Source organism: Marinobacter sp. ANT_B65 (assembly GCF_002407605.1).
Classification (GTDB): Bacteria; Pseudomonadota; Gammaproteobacteria; order Pseudomonadales; family Oleiphilaceae; genus Marinobacter.
Window position 1 is genome coordinate 862614 of record NZ_NXGV01000001.1, and the last position, 23198, is coordinate 885811.

Here is a 23198-nt window from a genome sequence, read left to right on the forward strand (position 1 = left end):
GAACCCGTAAACAGTGCCTGGTTCAGACCAGACGCTTGCGTTCGTTCGAAGGCGGAATGTGCATCGCCTCACGATATTTTGCAACTGTGCGTCGCGCAACCTTGATTCCCTGTTCTCCAAGCATGGCTGCAATCTTGCTGTCACTCAACGGCTTTTTAGGTGTTTCTGCAGCAATTAACTTTTTGATCATGGCGCGAATCGCTGTTGAGGAACATTCGCCGCCCTCGTCGGTACTGACGTGGCTGGAGAAAAAGTACTTCAGTTCAAAGATGCCTCGCGGTGTATGCATGTATTTTTGTGTGGTTACACGGGAAATGGTGGATTCGTGCATTTCCACAACCTGGGCAATATCCGAGAGGATCAGTGGCTTCATTGCCTCCTCCCCATAATCCAGAAATCCCTGCTGATGCTCAACAATACGCGTGGCAACCTTCAGCAGAGTTTCGTTCCGGCTTTGCAGGCTTTTTATAAACCACTTGGCTTCCTGGAGCTGGTCGCGAAGATAGGTGTTATCCGCACTGCTGTCGGCCCGCCTTATTAGTGAAGCATAGCTGGCATTTACGCGTATGCGCGGAGCAATTTCAGGATTCAGCTCTACCCGCCAGCGGCCATTGTGCTTGCGAACGATGACATCGGGAATGACATAATCCGGCTCGGTCCGGTCTATGATGTCGCCGGGGCGCGGGTTGAGGCCGGTGATAAGGGTAAGCACGTCACGCAGCTGTTCTTCCTTGAGGCGGCTGCGGCGGAGCAGCTGGGCATAATCACGGTTGCCCAGCAGATTTATGTAATGGGTGATGACGAGTCGTGCCTGGGCAAGCCAGGGAGTTTCCGGTGGTAGCTGGTTGAGCTGGATCAGCAGACAGTCCTGAAGATCCCGGGCAAAAACTCCCGGTGGATCGAAGTGTTGCAGCCGGCGTAAAACGGCTTCTACTTCATCTATCTCAAGGGGGTCCTCATCTGTATCGTCGGTCAGGCCGGCATAGATGTCCTCAACAGGGCTGGTGAGGTACCCGCGCTCGTCCACTGCATCCATCAGGGCGTGAGCAATGGCCTGATCCCGTTCGTTCAAAGGTGTCAGGTTGAGCTGCCACTCCAGATGATCTCTCAGGGTTTCGGTTGGTGAGTTTCTGGTTTCGAAATCATGGTCGTTTTCGTCATCATTCCGTGCAGCGGGGGCAGGGGCCGACTGATAAACGTCTTCCCATGCGGTATCAACGGGCAGATCGTCGGGAAGTGTATCCGGGATTTCGTTTTCAGACTGCCAGTCCGGGCCGGTTTCGCTCTCATCCCAGTCGGAGGTGGGTGTATCAGCTGTCGCTTCAGCGGACATTTCGACGGCGGAACTATCCTGATTCTGATCACTGTCGGCTGAAGGCGATTCAATCTGCTCGTCATCTTCCGAATTTTCCAGCAGGGGATTGGATTCCAGGGCTTGCTGGATTTCCTGCTGGAGATCGAGAGTTGATAACTGCAGAAGCCTGATCGCCTGTTGCAGCTGGGGCGTCATTGTCAGGCTCTGACCCAGCTTTAATTGTAATGAGGCTTTCATAACCATCGCTCAGGATCCGTCACACTTACCTGCTCTGAATTTCTTGCATTGGCCAAAAAATCTATGTATGTCGGCTACTTGCCGCCCCTATAGATTACCCTAGCAAGTTCTTTGCCGAGTTTACTTGCTCCCGGTCAGCAAAACAATCGAAGGGACATGCTCCGGAGCGAAAACAGACCCTAAAGGCGAAATTCATTTCCAAGATACACTTCTTTAACTTGTTGATTGGCAAGTATGGTTTCGGAGTTTCCGGAAGCGATAATGTGGCCTCCGGAAACTATGTAAGCGTTCTCGCAGATATCCAGTGTTTCACGCACGTTGTGATCTGTGATCAGAACGCCTATGCCCTTGTCCCGGAGGTGGCGGATAATCTGTTTGATATCACTTACGGAAATGGGGTCTACCCCGGCAAACGGCTCGTCCAGAAGGATGAAAGCCGGTTCCATTGCCAGGGCGCGGGCAATTTCGACCCGGCGCCGTTCACCGCCGGAGAGTGCCATGCCCAGGCTGTCGCGGATATGGGTAATGTGGAACTCTTCCAGCAGTTGTTCGAGTTTACTCAAACGTTCAGTGCGGCTGAGGGATTTACGGGTTTCCAGAATCGCCATAATGTTATCCCGCACTGAGAGCTTGCGGAATACAGATGCTTCCTGCGGAAGGTAGCCAATGCCTTTGCGGGCCCGGCCATGCATGGGCAGTGGCGTGATGTCCTGGCTGTCTATGGTTATACGGCCATTGTCAGCATTCACCAGCCCCACAATCATGTAAAAACAGGTGGTTTTTCCGGCGCCGTTGGGGCCGAGCAGGCCTACGATCTCGCCGCTGCGAATTTCCAGTGAGACATCAATGACCACTTTTTTCTGTTTATAGCTTTTTGCCAGGTTACTCGCTCTGAGAACTGCCATTGGATCCCTGTTTTCTGCTATTTGGTGGAGTCACTGCTGCTGCCTCGGGGCTGGATGACCATTTCGACCCGGCCCGGGCCTGCGCCGGTATCCCTGCCGCCTTCTGCTGTGACTACTCTTTGCTCGGTGTCGTAATGAATAATGTCGCCGCGAAATACGTTGCCATTCTGCTCAATTACGGCTTCCCGTTCAAAGGTGAGTTGCTTGTCGGAAGCAGACCAGGTGATGTTTCGGGCTTTGGCGTCGGTTTCACCCTCACCGCTGGTAACAGGTTGCTGGTAACGGGCAGGGGAGCCGTTGGCTTCGATACGGTTGAGGCCTTCGGCGCTTCGGTACAGTACCACCCGTTCCGCCGTCAGGCGGGTTTTGCCCTGAACCAGTTCAACCGCTCCGGTGTAGGTGGCAATGCCCTTGCCATCATCCAGGCGGGCGCTGTCTGCGCTGACAGTTATAGGTGTACCGGAATCGAGATCGAAAGCCAGGGCCGGGCTGACCAGGCTTGCAGCCAAGAGAGCCGCAAGCACCTTGTGCAATGAATTATCTGACGGTGTCATAGCGTCCTTCCACCTGGGAGTTAAGTTCCAGAATACGTTCATCAATCCACGCGCTCATGCCTTTAGCCCGGGTAGTGCCCATGCTATCAGTTATTTCTACAAGGTCATCGGTATAGACTTTGCCCTGATCGTTATCCAGGGTCAGGCTCTCAGTGGTCAGTGTCGCTTTGCGGGTACCGATTGTACGTGTTACACGAACGTTACCGGTCAGGTATAGCAAGTCTGCACTCCGCAGCAGGCTGCCTTTCTCGGCTTTGAGGATCCAGGGCTCCGCCTCATTTGCACCGAACACTTCTGCGCTGGGTGACTCCATGGTAGCCAGGTCTTCTTCTTCAAACTGTTCGATGCGAGGGCTTGTAAAAACAATCTTGCGCTGGCCTGCTTCATCGTAAGATGTGTAGCTGCCGTTGATTACAAAACCATCAGGTTCTGCTACGCCCCGGAGTTGCCGTGCATCGCTATAGCTGGTTATTGCCGGCTCGTCACTTTGCCACAGCAGAAAAAAGGCTGCGGCAATAGTGGCGGCGAGTGCAAGCATGCGCAGCCTGGGTCTGTTTCCCAAGGCCATGAGGGAGAGCAGGCTTTGCCTTTCGCTCTGTGCCATGGTTATGGCTCCAGGTAGGGGGCCAGTGTCGTGCCAAGCTTGCCCCCCGCTGTCAGCAGGAGGTCGCAAAGCTCCCTTACTGCGCCCTCGCCTCCGCTAACCCGGGTACAGTAATCTGCGTGCTTTCTCACCAGCCAGTATCCGTTCGGGACTGTTACTCCGAGGCCAGCGTAACGAATTGCTGGCAGATCCGGCAGGTCGTCGCCCATATAAGCGATAGCTTCTGGCCTGATGTCCAGAGTGCTAACCAGTTCCTGCAGGGCGATTTTTTTATCTTCGCGACCTTGCATCAGATGAGGTATTCCCAGGTCTCTCATGCGTTTTTCGGTTAGTGGCGAGCTGCGGCCGGTGATGACCGCTACTTCGATTCCGGCTGCCATGATCTGTTTCAGCCCAAGTCCATCGAGAATATTGAAACCTTTCAGCTCATCGCCTTTGGCGCTGAAGTAGATTTTGCCGTCGCTCATGATGCCATCAACATCCAGCGCAACAAGTCTGATACGTGCAGCTTTAGCCAGTAGAGTAACCGGCCAGCTTGCTTCCAGAGGGCTATGAAGACTGGTCATTAAAATGGCTCCTTGGATCACCCATTGAGTTTTTCTTCAGATCGCCCATTAACCTGCCCCTCAGAGCACACCGGCGCGAAGCAGGTCGTGCATATTTATTGCGCCAACAAGAGCGCCGCTCTCATCAACAACAGGAAGCGCATTGATCTTGAGCTCGTCCATTATATTGAGTGCTTCTGCAGCCAGTTGTTCGGGTTGAATGGTTCTGCCGTTTTGTGTCATTACATCGCGCATAGGCGTGGTATGAACATCAATGGATTTGTCCAGGGTTCGACGCAGATCACCATCTGTAAAAATGCCAGTCATTGCGCCTGTGGCGTTTACAACCGTGGTCATGCCCAGACCTTTGCTGGAGATCTCAAGCAGTGCGCCGCTCAGCGTGGTGTCTTCCGTTACTTTGGGTATGCGCTCGCCAGTGTGCATGATGTCGGCTACGCGCAGCAGAAGTTTCCGCCCCAGGCTGCCGCCAGGATGAGAGAATGCAAAATCTTCCGCGCTGAATCCCCGGGCTTCCAGTAAGGCAACGGCCAGGGCGTCACCCATTACCAGGGTTGCGGTTGTGCTGGATGTTGGTGCCAGACCGAGCGGGCAGGCTTCTGTTTTAACGCTCACATCCAGGTTTGCTACAGCTTCTTTTGCCAGTGTGGAGTCCGGGTTGCCGGTCATGCTGATCAGAGGTGCGCCCATGCGCTTGATAAGTGGCAGAATGGTAATTACTTCACTGGTGTTGCCGCTGTTGGAAATAGCAATAACCACATCCTGGCTGGTAATCATGCCCATGTCGCCGTGGCTGGCTTCCCCGGGGTGAACAAAAAATGACGGTGTTCCGGTACTGGCAAAAGTAGCCGCGATTTTGTTGGCGATGTGTCCGGATTTTCCCATTCCTGTCACAACAACCCGGCCCCGGCATGCCATGATCACTTCGCAGGCTCGTATAAAATGGCTGTCGATACGGTTTTCCAGGGCGCTGATTGCATCGCGCTCGATACGAATAGCCTGGAGTGCGGGGGTTCGGAAGTCGTACGTTTTAAATTCAGTCATCGGGCGAATGGCCTGCTTTCTCGTTGATGCTTTGTCTTGAACGACGGGATTGCGCATAGATTGGCGGAGTATAACATTTCCCGCAGCCGGGGCAGTCTGGTTACTGCAAGTTCATCAGAGAGTTAATGAGAGAATTGCCGGGATAGTTCGGTAGAACTGATCATTGCGATCAGTACATTTTGGGATCAAGCGATTGAGCTTGCGGGTTTCTTGGCATAATGTAGCCGCTCTCTGAGAGTCAGGGGTGTTTATGATATCGCCATATAAAGAGCCAGAGGCTGCGGGCTGTAAGCTGAAGGTTATGGGCTGAAAGGTAAGAACTATGGGTTTGAGCTCGTACATATCATTGAAGGATGTTGTATTTTCCCGCTCCGGGCGCCGCATTTTCAACGGCGTGTCCATGGAGATCCCCCGTGGGAAAATTACCGCCATCATGGGGCCCAGCGGTACCGGGAAAACCACGCTCCTGCGTTTGATAGGGGGGCAGTTGCGGCCAGATTCCGGCAGTATCATGGTAGACGGCCACTCGGTCCCTGATCTGCGCCGCAAGGAACTTTACTCATTGCGGGAAAAAATGGGCATGCTTTTCCAGAGCGGTGCATTGTTCACGGATCTGAGCGTATTCGAGAACGTGGCATTCCCCATGCGCGTGCACACCGACCTGCCGGAAGACATGATTCACGATATTGTATTGATGAAGCTCGAAGCTGTTGGCCTGCGGGGCGCACGCAATCTGATGCCATCCGAGCTGTCCGGCGGCATGACCCGGCGAGTTGCGCTTGCCCGCAGCATTGCTCTGGATCCGGAACTTATTATGTATGACGAGCCATTTGCGGGGCAGGATCCGATCGCCATGGGTGTGCTGGTGAAGCTGATCCGTGATCTTAACAGCTCCATGGGGCTCACCAGCGTTCTGGTATCTCATGATGTCAAGGAGTCGCTGAGTATCTGTCATTACGCCTGCATCATTGCAGATGGAAAAATCATTGGCGCGGGTACGCCGGCGGAGCTGGAGGGTCATCCGTCTGAGCAGGTACAGCAGTTTTTGCAGGGGCATCCTGACGGCCCGGTGCCGTTCCATTATCCCGCCCTGGCCGCAACAGAGGATTTCGGGCTTGCAGGAGGTGTTTTGTGATCGACAAAATTGCTTCCCTGGGGCATAGCGGAATCAGTATGGTCATCTCTTTTGGTCGTGCAGGCCGCTTTCTCGCAGGGGTGCTGTCAGGAGTTCCCCGTCCGGTAGTCGGTTTTCCGTTGTTAATGCGACAACTGTACTCCGTTGGTGTGTTGTCGCTGGCTATTGTTGTTGTGTCGGGACTGTTTATCGGCATGGTGCTGGGCCTTCAGGGCTACACCATACTTAGTGATTTCGGTTCCGAGGCTGCCATTGGGCAGATGATTGCGCTCACTCTGGTGCGCGAACTCGGGCCAGTGGTAACAGCATTGCTGTTTGCAGGGCGTGCAGGTTCGGCTCTGACGGCAGAGATTGGCCTGATGAAAGCGACCGAACAGTTGTCCAGCATGGAAATGATGGGTGTAGACCCTCTGCGAAGAGTTATTGCGCCCAGGCTTTGGGCTGGCTTTATTGCCATGCCGGTACTGGCTGTCATTTTTTCGATGGTAGGTATCTGGGGCGGTATGCTGGTTGGAGTGGACTGGCTCGGTGTATTTGAAGGCTCATACTGGGGCAATATGCAGGCCTCTGTGGATTTCCGGGACGACGTGGTAAACGGCGTCATCAAAAGCGTAGTGTTCGGTTTTGTCTGCTCCTGGATTGCGGTTTACCAAGGTTACGATTGTGTACCTACATCAGCGGGAATCAGCTCCGCTACCACGAAAACAGTGGTGTACTCTTCGCTGGCTGTGCTGGGGCTGGATTTTGTGCTTACCGCCGTAATGTTCGGCAACTTCTGATCAACGATTGACGAGATAACACCGGGAGCCGGTAATGAAACAAAGAACAACCGATATTACAGTTGGCCTGTTTATGCTCGCCGGGTTGGCTGCACTGCTTTTTCTTGCGTTGCAGGTAAGTGGTCTGTCACCGAAGTCGGCTAAAAGTACCTATACCGTTTATGCGGATTTTAATGACACTGGTGGTATCACGCCCCGGGGCAGAGTGTCTATGGCAGGAGTGACGGTGGGTACCATCGATTCGGTTACCCTGAACAAGGAAACCTTTCAGGCCCGGGTTGCCATGTCCATACACGGCGATGTGGACAACATTCCTGCAGACAGCGCTGCAGTAATACGTACATCCGGCTTGCTGGGGGAACAGTACATTGACATATCCATTGGCGGCGAAATGGAATCGCTCAAACCAGGCGACACGTTTTATTCCACTCAGTCGGCCATGAACATTGAACGACTTATCAGCAATTTTGCATCTGGCAAATGAGTCTGTTTTGTGAGAGAGAAAGAACATGAGAAATCAGGTGATTGCGTTAACACAACAATATTTTCTGGCCCTGACACTGATGGCCTTTTGCGTGGCATCGGTTCATGCGAGCCCGGAAGATGACTTGTTGCAATATGTCGATGACAACACGCAGCGACTGGTAGAACAACTTAATGCTGAGCGCGGGCTCTATGAGCAGGATCCTGAAGCTTTTTACCGGAATATGGATAATGCACTGGAGGGTTTTGTTGATTTTCGCCGGATCGCTGCCCGGGTGATGGGGCGCTATGCACGCCAGGCAAGCCCGGAACAGCGGAATGCGTTTGTGGTGAAATTCAAACGCAGTCTTTTTGACAGCTACGCGCAGGCTTTGGTAAGTGCAGAAGATTTCAGTATCAAGGTCAATGATGCCTCCATCAATCCACAGGACGATAACCGTGCCTCTGTGGCTATGGAGGTGATTACTGCTTCTGGCAACCGCCATTCAGTTACCTATTCCATGTACCGGAAGGAAGGTGGCAGCTGGATGATGGAAAATGTAATTGTTGAAGGGGTCAACATTGGCCTTTCATTCCGGGATCGTTTCACCCAGGAAATGGAAGCCAGTCGAGGGCAGGTTCAGGTTGTGATCGAAGGATGGAGTGATGCAGTAAAATCCTTCAACCTGGAAGAGGAAGTGAACAACTCATGAGCGTTGAAGCTCCGGATGTTCAGCTGCAGGACGGTGTGCTCATGGTCTCCGGTCCAATTGACACCCGTTCCGTTATACCGCTTCGGGCAGAGGGCGAGAGGCTGATTACATCAGCCAGTGGAAGCCTTGTGGTTGATCTCAAAGGCTTGTCCACGACCCACAGCGTCGCCCTCTCCATGCTCCTGTGTTGGAGTCGGCTGGCTGAAAAACAGGGCCTTTCGCTGTCTTTCAGGGATGCACCTGCCCGTCTCATATCTCTTGCCGCTTTGAGCAACCTTGAGGATTGGTTACAATCCCGCTCCTGATTTTAAAAAATATCCGAGGATTTACTATGGACGCCACCGAAGTCACCGAGTTGGTCAAAGAAGCACTGCCCGAATGTGAGGTGCAAGTACAGATCGACGGTAGCCATTATATGGTGGTAGTTATAGGTGATGTTTTCGAAGGCCTGTCGACCATTAAACGGCAGCAACTGATCAATAAAGCGCTCTTCCAGAAAGTTATGGATGGCACTATTCATGCCCTTCACCCCAAAGCCTTTACACCGGCTGAATGGGCTGCGCGCCAGGGCTGAACTGCTCGCACACGACAGGACTACTATTGTGGACAAACTTTTGATCCGGGGCCGCAAGCCTCTGGACGGAGAAATCCGGATTTCCGGTGCAAAAAACGCGGCCCTTCCGATTCTTGCGGCAACGTTGCTTGCGGATGAGCCGGTTACCATAGGCAACCTGCCGCATTTGCACGACGTTACAACCATGATCGAGCTTCTGGGTCGCATGGGTGTGGAATTGATGATTGATGAGAAAATGAGCGTTGAAATTCACGCCAACACCATCAAGCACTTCCATGCGCCATACGAGCTGGTTAAAACCATGCGCGCATCCATTCTGGTGCTTGGGCCACTGGTTGCTCATTTTGGCGAGGCAGAAGTGTCTCTGCCAGGAGGCTGTGCTATCGGTAGCCGTCCGGTAAATCTGCATATTCAGGGCCTTGAGCAAATGGGCGCGGATATCAAGGTAGAAAACGGCTACATCCGGGCGAAAACCAACGGGCGTCTGAAAGGCGCGCACATCTTCATGGACGTCGTGACGGTAACCGGCACTGAAAACCTGTTGATGGCTGCAACCCTGGCGGACGGTCAAACCATTCTCGAAAATGCCGCCCGTGAGCCGGAAGTTGTGGATCTGGCCGAGTGCCTGATTGCCATGGGGGCGAACATCACCGGGCAGGGTACATCGACCATTGTCATTGAGGGTGTTGAACGCCTGCACGGCTGCCATTACAACGTGCTGCCAGACCGTATTGAAACTGGTACTTATCTGGTTGCGGCAGCTGCGACCGGCGGCAGGGTAAAGCTGAAAGATACTCGTGCGGACCTTCTCGACGCCGTGCTGCTCAAACTTGAAGAAGCGGGCGCCCATATCACTTCGGGGCCCGACTGGATTGAGCTGGATATGAAGGGCCGGCGCCCGAAAGCAGTCAGTATCCGAACAGCGCCTTACCCGGCTTTCCCGACGGATATGCAGGCTCAGTTTGCTGCTATGAATGCTGTAGCAGAAGGTACTGGTACCATAATCGAGACTGTGTTCGAGAACCGCTTCATGCACCTGCAGGAATTAACCCGTATGGGTGCCGATATATCCCTGGAAGGCAACGCCGCGATGATCAAAGGCGTTGATCACCTGACCGGTGCTCCTGTTATGGCTACCGACCTTCGGGCGTCCGCCAGTCTGGTTATCGCAGGCCTGGTGGCGGACGGCGACACTATTATTGATCGTATCTACCATATCGACCGTGGCTACGAGTGTATTGAAGAGAAACTGCAGTTGCTTGGCGCGAGTATCCGCCGCCTGCCAGCGTGACAGACACAAACGGGAAACCGGAAGGACGCATGACAGACTTCATTACTATCGCCTTGTCGAAAGGGCGAATCCTGGACGAAACCTTGCCACTGCTGGCGGAAGCCGGGATTGAGCTGATAGACGATATCAAGAAATCCCGTAAGCTGGTGTTTCCCACGACGGATCCGAATGTAAGGGTACTTGTTATCCGCGCGACGGATGTTCCGACCTATGTTCAGTATGGTGGTGCTGATCTGGGTGTGACGGGCAAGGATGTACTGATGGAACACGGCGGAGAAGGGTTATACGAGCCGCTGGATCTGAATATCGCCCGTTGCCGCCTTATGACGGCGGGCCCCAAGGGTGAAACCCCGCCAGCCGGGCGCATCCGTGTAGCAACCAAGTTTGTTAACATGGCTCGCAGGTATTACGCAGCGCAGGGGCGCCAGGCAGATATCATCAAGCTTTATGGTGCTATGGAGCTGGCGCCGATTCTCGGGCTGGCGGATGAGATTGTTGATATCGTGGATACCGGTAATACCTTGAAGGCCAACGGCCTTGAAGCGCGGGAACTGATTGATGACATCAGTACGCGGCTGGTAGTGAACAGGGCATCCATGAAAATGAAGCACGAGCGCATTAACCCCATCATTGAGAAGATGGCGGCTGCCGTCGAAAAACGCAGATAAAGTTCGTAACCCAAAGCAGGACGTGAGAAATGACCGTTAACATCAAACGATTGAACGCTTCCCGAAGTGACTTTGACAGTACACTGGCCACATTGCTGGCATGGGATGACAGCGTTGATCATCAGGTGAACGAGACGGTGCGTCATATCCTGCACGAAGTGAAAACCGGGGGCGACCGGGCGGTACTGGAATTTACGGAAAAATTTGATCGTCTGGACGTCTCCAGTGTTGCGGAACTGGAAATGAGCCAGAGCCGTTTGCAGCAGGCGCTGAAATCCATTCCGGAGGATCAGCGCGTAGCTCTTGAGCACGCGGCCGCCCGTGTTCGCGATTATCACGAACGACAGAATCAGAAATCCTGGCAGTACCAGGATGAGGACGGCACAGTACTGGGCCAGAAAGTAACACCACTGGATCGTGCAGGCCTGTACGTGCCTGGCGGGAAAGCGGCTTATCCATCATCGGTTCTGATGAACGCCATCCCGGCGAAAGTTGCCGGTGTCAGAGAGGTCATTATGGTGGTTCCCACCCCGGATGGGGTTGTGAACGATCTGGTGCTGGCCGCTGCCGCTATTGCGGGTGTTGATCGAGTGTTTACTATAGGTGGTGCTCAGGCTGTCGGTGCACTTGCTTATGGCACAGAAACCATCCCTGCAGTCGATAAAATTGTTGGCCCTGGCAACATCTTTGTGGCCACAGCAAAACGTGAAGTCTTTGGTACTGTGGGTATAGACATGATCGCCGGGCCGTCGGAAATTCTGGTGATTTGCGACGGCAGGACTGACCCGGACTGGATTGCTATGGATCTGTTTTCCCAGGCCGAGCATGACGAACAGGCTCAGTCCATCCTTGTCAGTCCCGATGCGGGTTTCCTTGACGCCGTCGAGGCAAGCATTAACAAGCTACTGCCAACCATGGAGCGCGCCGACATTATCCGCACCTCCATGGCCGACCGGGCAGCACTGATCCAGGTTGCCGATCTCAGCGAGGCCGCTAAGGTTTCGAACCGCATAGCTCCGGAACACCTGGAGTTGTCGGTTGAAGACCCGGAAACCCTGCTGAAAGAAATCCGCCACGCTGGCGCCATTTTTATGGGGCGATATACAGCCGAAGCTCTGGGTGACTACTGCGCTGGTCCGAATCACGTGCTGCCTACCAGCGGAACGGCCCGCTTCTCATCCCCATTGGGCGTCTACGACTTCCAGAAGCGGTCTTCTATTATAGGTTTCAGTGCCCGGGGTGCTGACCGGATGGGGCGCGTTGCATCGGTTCTTGCGAGAGGCGAAGGGTTAACAGCTCACGCACGTTCAGCTGAATACAGGATTAAAAGCGATGAGTAAGTTCTGGAGCCCCTTGGTCAGCAGTCTGGTTCCCTACGTGCCGGGCGAGCAGCCCAAAATGGCCAATCTGGTGAAGCTGAATACCAACGAAAATCCGTTCGGCCCCTCACCAAAAGTCATAGAGGCCATACAGGCAGAGCTCAACGATAACCTCCGCCTCTACCCGGATCCGGAAGGGGAAAGTCTGCGCAAGACTCTGGCCGACTACCACAGCGTAAGGCCTGAGCAGGTTTTCCTGGGCAACGGCTCGGATGAGGTTCTGGCCCACATTTTTCACGCCTTGTTCCAGCACGGCGAGCCTGTTCTGTTCCCGGACGTAACCTATAGCTTCTATCCGGTTTACTGTGGCCTCTACAACATTGAAGGCAAAACGGTTCCTCTCACGGACAGTTTTGAGATTAATCCGGAAGACTACAGGCAGCCAAATGGCGGAATCATCTTTCCGAACCCCAATGCGCCCACTGGTCGTTGTTTGGAGCTTGAACACATAGAGTCGATCCTCCGGGCTAATCCGGACCGTGTTGTAGTGGTTGATGAGGCCTACATAGACTTCGGTGGCGAAACTGCTATATCCCTTGTGGATAGATATCCTAATCTTCTGGTTTGCCAGACACTCTCCAAAGCCCGTTCACTGGCTGGTCTTCGCGTGGGGTTTGCCATTGGTCACCCGGATCTGATTGAAGCCCTTAACCGTGTTAAAGACAGCTTTAACAGCTACCCGCTGGACAGGCTTGCACAGGCAGGCGCAAAAGCCGCTTATGAAGACGAAGCCTGGTTCCAGAAGTCCTGTAAAGGCGTGATTTCTGAGCGGGAGCGCGTGACAGAAAGTCTGAAAGGTCTGAACTTTGAAGTTTTGCCCTCAAAAGCCAACTTTGTTTTTGCCCGTCATAGAGAGAAGTCTGGTGAAAGCCTGGCGAAGGCGCTCAGGGAGCAGGGCATTATCGTTCGCCACTTCAACAAGCCCAGGATCAGCGATTTTTTGAGGATTACCATTGGTACTCCTGACCAGAATGATGCGTTGATTGCCGGGCTTGAGTCTTTGTAACCAATCGAAGTCCGAGAGAGGCTTGCGGGAAGAAGCGTTCCGGGAATGTCGGAGGCCATGGACGGCCGGAGACAAGCGCACATGGATGTGCTCGTAGCGGTTCCCGGAACGCTTCTTCCCGCAAGCCGGTAACTCCGAAGTACAGGTTTTGTCAGGAGGGAAACGCAAATGGCTCATCGCGACAGTATTCTTGCGAAGCTGAATGAGTGGCTGCAGCCCGAAAACTTTCAGGACTATTGCCCGAATGGACTGCAGGTTGAAGGCAAGGGCGACGTAAAAACCATCATCACTGGTGTGACCGCCTCCCGCGCATTAATCGAAGCGGCCATTGCCGCCAATGCCGATATGGTAATTGTTCACCACGGGTATTTCTGGAAAGGCGAAGACCAGCGCATCCAGGGTATGAAACGCGATCGTCTCAAGCTGCTTCTGGATAACGATATAAATCTGGTTGCTTATCACCTCCCTCTGGACGACCACCCCATATACGGCAATAACCGTCAGCTAGCCGACGTTCTTGGTATACAGAGCCCGCGCCCGTTAAACGGTTTGGTGTGGGAAGGTGAACTTCAGGAAGCAATGAGCCCCGAACAGTTAGGGGTACTCATTGCCGGAGCGCTTCACCGTGAACCCTTGAGAGTTGGCGACGGGAAAGCGAATATCAGAAAGGTAGGGTGGTGCACCGGCGCTGCGCAAGGGTTTATCAATACGGCGGTTGACGCCGGCCTGGATGCGTACATCAGTGGTGAAATTTCTGAACCGACTACCCACACGGCCAGAGAGTGCGGTATACACTATTACTCTGCAGGCCACCACGCAACGGAGCGTTACGGGGTGAAGGCAGTCGGTGATGCATTGGAAAATGAGTTTGGCGTCATACACCGGTTTATCGATTGCGATAACCCGGTATGATCAGGCCTCAGCAGCCTTGTCACCTTTTTTGAGTCCAAAGTCCTCAGACAGTGTCCCGGAAGTCTTGGGGGCGTAGTCCCTTGGTGGTTCCACGCCATCCTCGCTGACTTCCTCCAGGCGCTTGCGGGATGTTTCTTCTGCCAGTTCGGCCATCCAGTCTTCATCATTACACAAGCGGTTTGCGCCACGAGCCATGTGCTGATTCACATCGCGGTACGCATCATTAAACCGGCGCAGCAAGTGGGCCGACTCCATAAAGTGCTCGTTCACCTGGGCCTGGTAACGGGTATACTCGTTGCGCAGCTCCTCCACTTTCTGTTCCGCACGGCGTTGCCGGAGAGAGGACCCCTGCCCCGAGCGGCCTACAAGTGCTCCGATGACAATGCCAACAATCAGTGCGGCAATCGCTGCCAGAATCAGGTTTGTCATATGCTGTGTCGTCCTGTTGCCTGAAAAGTGAACCAATCCGTGTGGGCCAGTATAACGCTCACAGCCTCATCAGCCCATGCTTGCGTGCTGCGCCTATCGTCGTATTGCTCTGTCAGCCGGTCAGCGTGGCGAAAAAACCGTAAATAAGCGATAATGCGCCGCCCCGAAATCAACGATCAGACCCTGGGATTCCCTGATGACAGCTTCTATGCCTTCTGAAACGAATGCACTCCCAACCCCCTGGCAGCGCTACCAAGCGGATCTTGAGCGCCCGGATTTTCACAGGGATGCCGCGCAGGCTGATGCCGTTCAGCGTCTTCAGACACTTTACGACAAACTGGTGGACGCGGAAAGCGAACGCGGAAAAGCATTGGCCAAATTGCGGCGCAAGTTGAAAAAGGGAAAGGAAGAGCCTGTAAGCGGCCTGTATTTCTGGGGCGGGGTTGGCCGTGGCAAGACCTACCTGATGGATACCTTTTTTGAGTCTCTGCCCTTTAAACGGAAGATGCGCGTGCATTTTCACCGTTTCATGCAGCGGGTTCATCAGGAACTTAAAAATTTCAAAGGCGAAAAGAATCCGCTGGATCTGGTGGCGAAAAAATTCGCCGATGAGACCCGGGTAATCTGTTTTGACGAATTCTTTGTATCAGACATCGGCGACGCAATGATTCTTGCGACCCTTATGGAGGGGCTGTTCAGGCGTGGCGTTACCCTGGTGTGTACCTCCAATATTGTTCCTGACGGCCTGTACAAGGATGGTTTGCAACGGGCGCGGTTCCTGCCGGCTATAGCGCTTGTAAAAAAATATACCGATGTAGTGAATGTGGATGGTGGTGTTGACTATCGTTTGCGGAGTCTGGAGCAGGCTGAACTCTATTATTCACCTCTGGGTGAGCAGGCAGATGCATCTCTGCGCAAGAGTTTTGACGCACTGGCACTTGAGGCCGGTAAACACAGTAAATCCATGGAAATCAATGGCCGCAAGATTCCGGCACAGGCCCATGCCGATGACGTAGTCTGGTTCGATTTCAAGGATGTGTGCGACGGGCCCCGCAGCCAGAACGATTACATTGAAATGGCGCGCCAGTTTCACGCGATTATTATCAGTAATGTACCGGTGCTGGGAGGAGACAAGGACGACCAGTCACGCAGGTTCGTGAATATGATCGATGAGTTCTATGACCGCAATGTGAAAGTTATTATTTCAGCAGCTGTCCCTATAACGGAGCTGTATTCCGGTGGTCGTCTCAACTTCGAGTTTGAGCGCACAGAATCGCGGCTTCTGGAAATGCAGTCGCAAGAATATCTTGAGGCTCCGCACAGGCCCTAGGGAGCATAAAAAAACCATCAAAAGCAAAGTGGTTGCATCCGGAATTGTTGTCTATAGTGGTTCTGAGCGAGTAAACCCGGCATCGATCGGGGGGGTGAGCGGGTAGTGAGAGCAAAATCATACTTTTGACTGATCAAAGCGCTGGACAGCGTTAGCTATAGTGCCTACATCACGAGCACTGTGCATGAAGCCTCCAATACATCGTGAATACCAATAATCAGAGCAGCGACTCAGAACAACAATGGAGTAGCCTTCCAATGACAAGAAAAAAACATCAATGGCAGCGTTGGACAAGATTACCGCTTGCTGTGGCAGTGGCGGCCGGTATGTCTGGTCACGCATCTGCATATTCTTTTTACCTCGGAGATGTTGAGGCCCAGTTCAATACGACGCTCTCTGCGGGTGTAGGCTGGAGGGTTTCAGATCAGGACAAGCGTCTGATCGCCCAGGGCAACCTGGGGCCTCAATATGCCAATACTACCCAGGGTTCCTCCACCAACAACTACGATGATGGCAACCTGAACTTTGACAAGGGAGATACCTACTCCAAAATCGTCAAAGGCAACAGTGAGCTTTTCCTTAACTACGATGTCGATGGCGACATGCTTACCAGGGTTGGGGCATTGGTTCGGGGCCGTTACTGGTATGATTTTGAATTGAAAGATGAGAGTCGCGCTGTTGATGATGTAGGGCAGCGCCGCGAATTGAACAGCGACGTAAAAGGCAATGCTTCCGGCGGTGAAATACTGGATGCCTATGTATTTACTGACTGGTATCTGGGTGATGTTCCCCTGAGTGTTCGTTACGGTCAGCAGGTTCTGAGTTGGGGTGAGAGCACCTTTATTCAGGGCGGGATAAATACAATCAACCCGGTGGATGTGCCGGCGTTCCGGGCTCCGGGCTCAGAGTTGAAAGACGCCCTTTTGCCGGTTGAAATGTTCTATATGTCGGCAGGTGTTACCGAAAATGTCACGCTGGAAGCCTTCGTCCAGACCGACTGGGCTCCGGTTCGTCCGGATGACTGCGGAACCTTCTTCTCCACCAACGATTTTGCCGGGGATGGTTGTGGTCCGGTACTTCTGGCCGGGCAGTTGCCAGATTCACAGGCTTATTCTCAGGGTTTTATAGCGCCAAGACTGGGTGATGTAGAGGCAGACTCGAAAGATCAGTTTGGTATTGCCATGCGCTGGTATGTGCCGGCCCTGAATGATTCCGAGCTGGGTTTCTATTACATCAAGTACAACAGCCGTTTGCCGTATGTGAGTGGCACCATAAAAGATTCCAGCAACCCCTTTCCGTCGTATTTCATTGAATACCCGGAGAATATCAATCTGTACGGAATCAGTATCAACACCAACACTGCGGGCGGCTGGTCTCTGGGGGCTGAATACTCCTATCGTGACAATGTGCCACTGCAATGGAACGCTTTTGAGCTGATCTATGGTGGTATTCAGCTTGCTAACCCGATTGATGGCAGCCCGGTAAGTAAGCTGGAACAGCAGCGTATCGCAGAAGCGGGAGGAGCTCTTGCTCCGGGTTCCAGAGTGTCCGGTAACGACCGTTTCGGTGTGTCCCAGGCACAGTTCACGCTAATCAAGTTCTTCGATCAGGTAATGGGTGCAAGCCGCCTGTCTCTGATCACGGAATTTGGCGCAACCTACATTCACGACCTGCCAGGTCTGGATGAGGCCCGCTATGGTCGTTCAGGTACCTTCGGTCTCGGGACTCTGCCAACGAATGCGGGCGGGACCATCGTTGATGTGTGTGCGGCAGGCGTCAACATCAACGCCCGGAACTGCACCAACGACGGGTTTACAACAGATTTCTCCTGGGGCTATCGTTCCCGCCTGGTATGGAGCTACCCCAACGCATTTGCCGGTATAAACCTGTCGCCTCAACTGGCCTGGAGTCATGATGTGGAAGGTTATAGCCCACAGCCTGGCGGAGCGTTCAATGAAGGTAGCAAGGCGCTTGGTTTATCTCTTGAGGCGGTCTACCAGAACAGAATTACCGGCAATATCGGTTACACCAACTTTTTCGGTGGCAAGCCGTATAACGAGTTGACGGACCGTGATTACGTAACTGCCAGCGTTTCTTATTCATTCTGAACCGCCAAGAATTCGTTTAACGAGGTAACGTAAATGAAACTAAACAAAAAAATACTGGCCACGGGCATTCTGGCGGCGAGTCTTGTTGCAGGTCAGGCCTGGGGTGCGGTATCTGCCGAAGAGGCAGCCAGGCTGGGTGATACTCTGACCCCGATGGGAGCTGAAAAAGCCGGTAACGGCGGAGCTATCCCTGAATGGACTGGCGGGATTACAACTCCGCCTGCGGGTTACAAAGGTGATGGCATCTATGTAAATCCGTTCCCGGGTGAGACGCCAAAGTTCACCATTGATCAAAGCAATGTCGCGGAATACGCAGACCATCTGTCGCCAGGGCAGGTTGCAATGATCAAGCAGTATCCAACCTACGTGCTGCCTGTATACGAAACGCACCGTTCCTCGGCCTACCCGAAAGACATCATGGACGAGACGGTCAGGAATGCCACTGGTACCGAATTGATCAAAGACGGTAACGGTCTGGCCAACTACCAGAACGCAACTCCATTCCCGATTCCACAGAATGGCATTGAGGTAATCTGGAACCACATCACCCGCTATCGTGGAGGCTCTGTACAGCGTAACGTAGGACAGGCAACTCCAACGGCGAATGGGGCCTATTCCATCGTCAAATTTCAGGACGAGCTGAGCTGGCGCAGTTACCTGGAAGACTACAGCGAGGGTGAGGACACTAACGTACTCTTCTACTTCAAACAGGCTATTACCGCTCCTGCCCGTCTGGCCGGCAACGTGTTGCTGGTGCATGAGACAATTGATCAGGTAACAGAGCCTCGCCGGGCATGGGTTTACAATGCGGGTCAACGTCGCGTTCGCCGTGCCCCTCAGGTGGCATACGATGGACCAGGTACCGCATCCGATGGCATGCGTACCTCAGATAACTTCGATATGTTCAACGGTGCTCCTGACCGCTATAACTGGGAGCTGCTTGGCAAGAAGGAAATGTATATTCCATACAATTCCTACAAGCTGGTTGACCGCAATCTGAGTTACGACCAGATCATCAAACCAGGCCATATCAATCAGGATTACGCCCGTTACGAACTTCACCGTGTGTGGCATGTGCGGGCAACTCTGAAAGAAGGTGAGCGTCATATCTATGCTCAGCGTGACTTCTACATTGATGAAGATACCTGGCAGGCATCGGTTGTCGATCACTATGATGGCCGTGGTGAACTCTGGCGTGTAGCAGAAGCACACTCCATGCAGTTCTATGACCAGATTGTCCCCTGGTATGCGGTAGAAACCCTGTATGACCTTCTGTCTGGTCGCTATCTGGTACTGGGCCTGACAAACGAGGAAGTTGATCCATACCAGTTTGGCGTTCAGCGCCAGTCAAGGGATTACACCCCGGCTGCTTTGCGGAGAGCCGGAACCCGCTAAACGGGTATGTTGATCTTCAGAAACGGCGGGCCTGGACCTGCCGTTTCTGTTTCCGTGATAATAAACTGCCGCCGGATAAACGCCTTTCACGTCAAAACTTTGCAGCCAGCCCCTTAATTGGTTTAACCTCACTATTATACTAAAGGCGTATTCGGGGCGGTCTGTGAAATCATTCCATGATGGCTATGCAGCCAATGACGAGTTCCAATCAGCAAACAGTGGGCTTAAGCGGGGCGAACTCGTAAGAGACCTGCTGAAACAAAGACTTCAGGCACCTGTTGTTCCGGCGCATTCATTGGTGCGCCCGCATCTGGATGCTTTAATTGCGGAGGCGTTAACACCACGGGGTGTGACTTTCGTTGAAGCGCCCTGTGGGTACGGAAAGACCCATACAGTTGCAATGGGGGTCCAGGCAGCAGGAATTTCAGATGAAAATGTCCGCTGGCTGTTACTGAACTCCCAGGATAACGCTCCCACCCGGGTTCTCAGCCTGCTGTCTGTAGCGCTGGATTTTCCAGAATCTTCTGAAAGCAGTCTGCAAGGCGGCGCTACATTTCCTGATGCCCTTGCAATCATGCTGATGGAGCTGAAAAAAAAGCCAGTGGAGAAACACTCTGTTCTGGTTCTCGATGGTTTGCACCATATTACAAACCCGGCGGTCATTGCGTTGCTGCAACAGTTGGTCGCTGACATACCTGCTCATTTTTCGATTGTTATGCTTTCCAGGCAATCGTTGCCATATGAAACCCACGCGCTGGAGCTCGAAAACCGGTTTAGCCGCATAGGTACCGAAAAGCTGGAATTCAGCCGAAGTGAAACATTTGAATTTTTCAGGGACATTCTTGGTGATCAGCAGTTAACCAGTGTCGCAATTGATCACCTGTACGACCTGACGGAAGGCTGGCCTACGCCGCTGGCGCTTTATCGCAGGGATATCCTGCAAAGCCCGGAAAGATACACTGTTGCAGAAACCCCGGGTGTTGACCGGTTTCTGAAGGAATCGGTGCTGGGCAGCCTCGCGCCAGGCCAGATACGTTCTCTGAGAGTTATATCTGAGCTCGGGCTTTGTTCTGATGAACTGGTCCTGTCACTTGAACCTCTGATTCCAGATGGCGTTATGCTGCCATCCGAAGCCTGTGAGCGAGGTTTGCCGGTCAAGGCCATGCCGGGCTGGGGGCGTTGGTATCGTCTCAATCCGCTGTTAATGGAATGGCTGAAATCCCCGGTGATGGCGGGTTATGCCGACAGAATGCTGGCAGCGAGCCGTTGGTTTGGCAGCCGCAACCAGTTTCCTGAAGCTCTGAAGTACTCATTGCTGGCTGGTGATGCAGAAGAGGTAATCCGTATTGCATCAGAGGGTTCCGAAGCATTGTTGCTGGGGCAGGATACGGCATCTCTGCTGCGCTTACGCAAAAGCCTTCCGGTACCGCTACTCGAGCGCAGTCCCAGATTGAGAATTGTTTATAGCTGGGTACATGCTATTGGTGGTCAGTTCCGGCAGGCACAGGCTCTGATTGATGGCATGGATGAAAACAGCCGGCAAGAGCATGAAACTCGGATATGCGCCCTGAGAGCATTTATCCTGCGCGGCGAAGGACAGGTAGCGCCGGCTCTGGAGCTGGCCGAACGTGCTCTCTCCGGGCGGGAGCTTTCAACTCAGGGGCAATTGGTCACACAGATGGTTCGTTCCAGCGCCTTGTGTGCCTCCGGGCGCTTTACCGAAGCCCGGGAAGCCAACCGCATTGCGGCCCGGCTGGCCAGAGAAGCGGGTGATTCAGGTTCAGAAGCCCTGGCGGTATACGCCCATGCCCGGATTGAGTTGGGTAAAGGCGCTCTCAAACATGCGGAACAGCTGCTTCGAACCGGTCTGGATACAGTGGTGCAGGAGCTGACACGGCCCGCCCGCATCGGAGAAACTCGGCTCCAGTTAAACCTGGTGCTCGTGCTCTGGCACCAGGGCCGCGATGCAGAGGCGGACCGGCTGCTGATGACCTGTGGTCGCCATGCGGAGCAGACCCGGGATCTCGGGCTATTGTTGGTTATGGCTATCCGGGTACTGATGTGCCGCTCTCAGGGCCGTCTGGAAGACGCATTTGTCTGGATCGGAAGGGCTGAGCGCACCATGCACACCTGGCAGGTAGATGAATCGCTCTACGTGCCAGTGCTGGAAGCACTGAAAGCCAGTTGCTGGCTGGCTCTGAATCAGCTCGAAAGTGTGGCCCAGGCACTTGCAAAACTGCGGCCATACCGGGAAGCCGGCTGCGTGCCGGAGCTCTTCCCTATGATGCCGGGGTTGCTGGACTGCCTTCAGATCCGGCTGGATCTGGCCCGGGGGGAAACCGTAAAAGCCCGTGAAACCCTAACAAACACGCGCAAGCGGCATAATGAGGCTATTCCATGGGGCGTGGATATTCACATACGGCTGCTGGAAGCCATACTCGTCAGTGAAGAAAAGGGCTTGCCAGCTGCGCAGAAAATCATTGCAGCGGTAGTCTCCGAGGCCGAGAAAGAACACTTCATAAGTCCATTTTCAGAACTGAAGCTTGAGCTTAAGGACCTGATGGAGAAAGCATTCAGCCAGTTGCCTGACACACCATTCAGGAGTGTGTTGGGCAAGTTGTTCGGTATAGCGTCAGGAACAATGCCTGCGATACTCGCAGAGCCTATCAGTGACCGTGAGCAGGGTGTGCTTGAGTTAATCGCCAAAGGATTGTCGAATCAGGAGATTGCCGACACGCTGCACATTTCGCTGCACACGGTTAAAACTCACGCCCGGCGAATAAACGCCAAGCTGGAGGTGCGCTCCCGTACCCAGGCGACGGTTCGTGCCCGGGAGTTGGGGCTGCTGTAAAGCGCAAAAGGCGTATCACTGAATCAGGCCTGATGCTCGCTTTTGATTCGTTCGATGCGGGCGTCTTTCTCTTTCCAGATCTCGCTCACCCAGCGTTGGAATTCCACACGGGTTTCCCGGCTGTTCTCATAATCCATTCCAAGAAACTGTTCGGGAATCTCCCGTATCTGGATATCAATCACAATTCTGCGAATCCTCCCGCTCAGATAATCCCAGATGCCAATAGGATTCTTCTCCGGATAAACAATTGTTACATCCAGCATGGTATGCAGCATCTCGCCCATGGCACCCAGAACAAAAGCAGTGCCACCTGCCTTAGGCTTGAGGAGGTGCTTGTATGGTGAGTTCTGGCGCTGGTGCTTGGCGTCAGTAAAGCGGGTTCCCTCCATGAAATTAAAAATGGTCACAGGTGTATAGCGGAATTTTTCACAGGCTGCCTGGGTGGCGGCGATGTCTTTGCCTTTCAGTTCCGGTTTACGGGCAATCTGCTCTTTGGTGTGGCGGTGCATAAAGGGAAAGTCCAGTGCCCACCAGGCGATTCCCAGCAAGGGAACCCAGATAAGCTCCTTTTTGAGGAAAAATTTCAGCAAGGGCACGCGGCTGTTGAGCACGTATTGTATCACCGGAATATCCGCCCAACTCTGATGGTTACAGGTAATGAAATACCATTGCTCGTGGCTGAGTTGTTCAGCTCCCCGGATATCCCAGTCCAGCTTGTGGAAAGTATTCATAACCGTATTGTTTACCCCTATCCACAGGCGGGCAATATTGTTCAGCACGACGGTGCAGGCTTTGCGGATAGGGGTTACCGGGAGCACAAGCTTGAGTAATGCAAACAGCAACAGAAACGGGAACAACACGAGGGTGTTGAGCAGTAAACACAGAGCCGCCAGGGTTCCCTTCAGCGGCGCAGGCAGAAAATCAAGCATGCGGGAATGTCTCAG

The 23198-nt window shown here is 53.5% G+C and carries 23 protein-coding genes; 15 read left to right on the plus strand and 8 right to left on the minus strand.

The genetic code is table 11. The features are described 5' to 3' along the window. Positions 1 to 22: 22 nt before the first annotated feature. The 6 genes from CPA50_RS04095 to CPA50_RS04120 all read right to left on the minus strand — a co-directional run bounded on the left by CPA50_RS04095 (position 23) and on the right by CPA50_RS04120 (position 5222). Positions 23 to 1558, minus strand: a complete 1536-nt coding sequence (locus tag CPA50_RS04095) for an RNA polymerase factor sigma-54 (RefSeq protein ID WP_179397148.1) — start codon at positions 1556 to 1558, stop codon at positions 23 to 25. Between the two features lie 173 nt (positions 1559 to 1731). Continuing rightward, positions 1732 to 2457, minus strand: a complete 726-nt coding sequence (gene lptB / locus CPA50_RS04100; protein WP_096781184.1) for an LPS export ABC transporter ATP-binding protein — start codon at positions 2455 to 2457, stop codon at positions 1732 to 1734. A 17-nt stretch (positions 2458 to 2474) separates the two neighbouring features. Further along, the gene (gene lptA, locus CPA50_RS04105) at positions 2475 to 3011 is read right to left on the minus strand and encodes a lipopolysaccharide transport periplasmic protein LptA (RefSeq protein ID WP_096781185.1); all 537 of its coding nucleotides are present in this window, start codon (positions 3009 to 3011) and stop codon (positions 2475 to 2477) included. Continuing rightward, positions 2995 to 3615 (minus strand): LPS export ABC transporter periplasmic protein LptC, encoded by a 621-nt coding sequence (gene lptC / locus CPA50_RS04110; RefSeq protein WP_096781186.1) that lies wholly within the window; start codon positions 3613 to 3615, stop codon positions 2995 to 2997. Before lptC ends, lptA begins: the two co-directional genes overlap by 17 nt. Before the next feature lie 2 nt (positions 3616 to 3617). Further along, on the minus strand, positions 3618 to 4181 hold the full coding sequence (locus CPA50_RS04115; protein WP_096781187.1) for a KdsC family phosphatase: 564 nt from the start codon (positions 4179 to 4181) through the stop codon (positions 3618 to 3620). A gap of 60 nt (positions 4182 to 4241) precedes the next feature. Continuing rightward, on the minus strand, positions 4242 to 5222 hold the full coding sequence (locus CPA50_RS04120) for a KpsF/GutQ family sugar-phosphate isomerase (protein WP_096781188.1): 981 nt from the start codon (positions 5220 to 5222) through the stop codon (positions 4242 to 4244). A gap of 322 nt (positions 5223 to 5544) precedes the next feature. Here CPA50_RS04120 and CPA50_RS04125 point away from each other — a divergent pair, with 322 nt between their 5' ends. From CPA50_RS04125 to CPA50_RS04175, 11 genes are all read left to right on the plus strand, one after another. Continuing rightward, on the plus strand, positions 5545 to 6357 hold the full coding sequence (locus CPA50_RS04125) for an ABC transporter ATP-binding protein (RefSeq protein WP_096781189.1): 813 nt from the start codon (positions 5545 to 5547) through the stop codon (positions 6355 to 6357). Then, positions 6354 to 7136: a lipid asymmetry maintenance ABC transporter permease subunit MlaE gene (mlaE, locus tag CPA50_RS04130; protein ID WP_096781190.1), complete on the plus strand. Its 783-nt coding sequence runs from the start codon at positions 6354 to 6356 to the stop codon at positions 7134 to 7136. The genes CPA50_RS04125 and mlaE overlap by 4 nt, the downstream gene beginning before the upstream one ends. Before the next feature lie 34 nt (positions 7137 to 7170). Next, complete coding sequence (gene mlaD, locus CPA50_RS04135) at positions 7171 to 7620, plus strand: outer membrane lipid asymmetry maintenance protein MlaD (RefSeq protein ID WP_096781191.1); 450 nt, start codon at positions 7171 to 7173, stop codon at positions 7618 to 7620. 79 nt (positions 7621 to 7699) lie between these two features. Continuing rightward, positions 7700 to 8311, plus strand: coding sequence for a phospholipid-binding protein MlaC (locus tag CPA50_RS04140; protein ID WP_096782324.1), 612 nt, complete (start codon positions 7700 to 7702; stop codon positions 8309 to 8311). Next, entirely contained in the window at positions 8308 to 8616 is a 309-nt protein-coding gene (locus CPA50_RS04145) for a lipid asymmetry maintenance protein MlaB (RefSeq protein ID WP_096781192.1), read from the plus strand. The genes CPA50_RS04140 and CPA50_RS04145 overlap by 4 nt, the downstream gene beginning before the upstream one ends. A 26-nt stretch (positions 8617 to 8642) precedes the next feature. Beyond that, positions 8643 to 8885: a BolA family protein gene (locus CPA50_RS04150; protein WP_096781193.1), complete on the plus strand. Its 243-nt coding sequence runs from the start codon at positions 8643 to 8645 to the stop codon at positions 8883 to 8885. A gap of 28 nt (positions 8886 to 8913) precedes the next feature. Beyond that, positions 8914 to 10176 (plus strand): UDP-N-acetylglucosamine 1-carboxyvinyltransferase, encoded by a 1263-nt coding sequence (murA, locus tag CPA50_RS04155; RefSeq protein ID WP_096781194.1) that lies wholly within the window; start codon positions 8914 to 8916, stop codon positions 10174 to 10176. Between the two features lie 29 nt (positions 10177 to 10205). Continuing rightward, on the plus strand, positions 10206 to 10844 hold the full coding sequence (gene hisG, locus CPA50_RS04160) for an ATP phosphoribosyltransferase (protein WP_096781195.1): 639 nt from the start codon (positions 10206 to 10208) through the stop codon (positions 10842 to 10844). A gap of 29 nt (positions 10845 to 10873) precedes the next feature. Next, on the plus strand, positions 10874 to 12184 hold the full coding sequence (hisD, locus tag CPA50_RS04165) for a histidinol dehydrogenase (protein WP_096781196.1): 1311 nt from the start codon (positions 10874 to 10876) through the stop codon (positions 12182 to 12184). Further along, a complete protein-coding gene (gene hisC, locus CPA50_RS04170; RefSeq protein WP_096781197.1) occupies positions 12177 to 13229 on the plus strand; it encodes a histidinol-phosphate transaminase in 1053 nt (350 codons plus the stop codon). The genes hisD and hisC overlap by 8 nt, the downstream gene beginning before the upstream one ends. Positions 13230 to 13397: 168 nt before the next feature. Beyond that, complete coding sequence (locus CPA50_RS04175) at positions 13398 to 14141, plus strand: Nif3-like dinuclear metal center hexameric protein (protein WP_096781198.1); 744 nt, start codon at positions 13398 to 13400, stop codon at positions 14139 to 14141. Here CPA50_RS04175 and CPA50_RS04180 read toward each other — a convergent pair whose 3' ends face one another. Then, positions 14142 to 14570: a YhcB family protein gene (locus CPA50_RS04180; protein ID WP_096781199.1), complete on the minus strand. Its 429-nt coding sequence runs from the start codon at positions 14568 to 14570 to the stop codon at positions 14142 to 14144. It lies immediately after the preceding gene. Between the two features lie 196 nt (positions 14571 to 14766). Here CPA50_RS04180 and zapE point away from each other — a divergent pair, with 196 nt between their 5' ends. The 4 genes from zapE to CPA50_RS04200 all read left to right on the plus strand — a co-directional run bounded on the left by zapE (position 14767) and on the right by CPA50_RS04200 (position 22254). After that, positions 14767 to 15900, plus strand: coding sequence for a cell division protein ZapE (gene zapE, locus CPA50_RS04185; protein WP_096781200.1), 1134 nt, complete (start codon positions 14767 to 14769; stop codon positions 15898 to 15900). Between the two features lie 257 nt (positions 15901 to 16157). Beyond that, positions 16158 to 18008, plus strand: coding sequence for a DUF1302 domain-containing protein (locus CPA50_RS04190; protein ID WP_096781201.1), 1851 nt, complete (start codon positions 16158 to 16160; stop codon positions 18006 to 18008). 33 nt (positions 18009 to 18041) lie between these two features. Beyond that, positions 18042 to 19403 (plus strand): DUF1329 domain-containing protein, encoded by a 1362-nt coding sequence (locus CPA50_RS04195; RefSeq protein ID WP_096781202.1) that lies wholly within the window; start codon positions 18042 to 18044, stop codon positions 19401 to 19403. 163 nt (positions 19404 to 19566) lie between these two features. Then, positions 19567 to 22254, plus strand: a complete 2688-nt coding sequence (locus CPA50_RS04200; protein ID WP_096781203.1) for a LuxR C-terminal-related transcriptional regulator — start codon at positions 19567 to 19569, stop codon at positions 22252 to 22254. 23 nt (positions 22255 to 22277) lie between these two features. On the opposite strand, the gene CPA50_RS04205 is transcribed toward CPA50_RS04200, so the two are convergent. Next, positions 22278 to 23183, minus strand: coding sequence for an acyltransferase (locus CPA50_RS04205; protein WP_096781204.1), 906 nt, complete (start codon positions 23181 to 23183; stop codon positions 22278 to 22280). Positions 23184 to 23198: the final 15 nt, after the last annotated feature.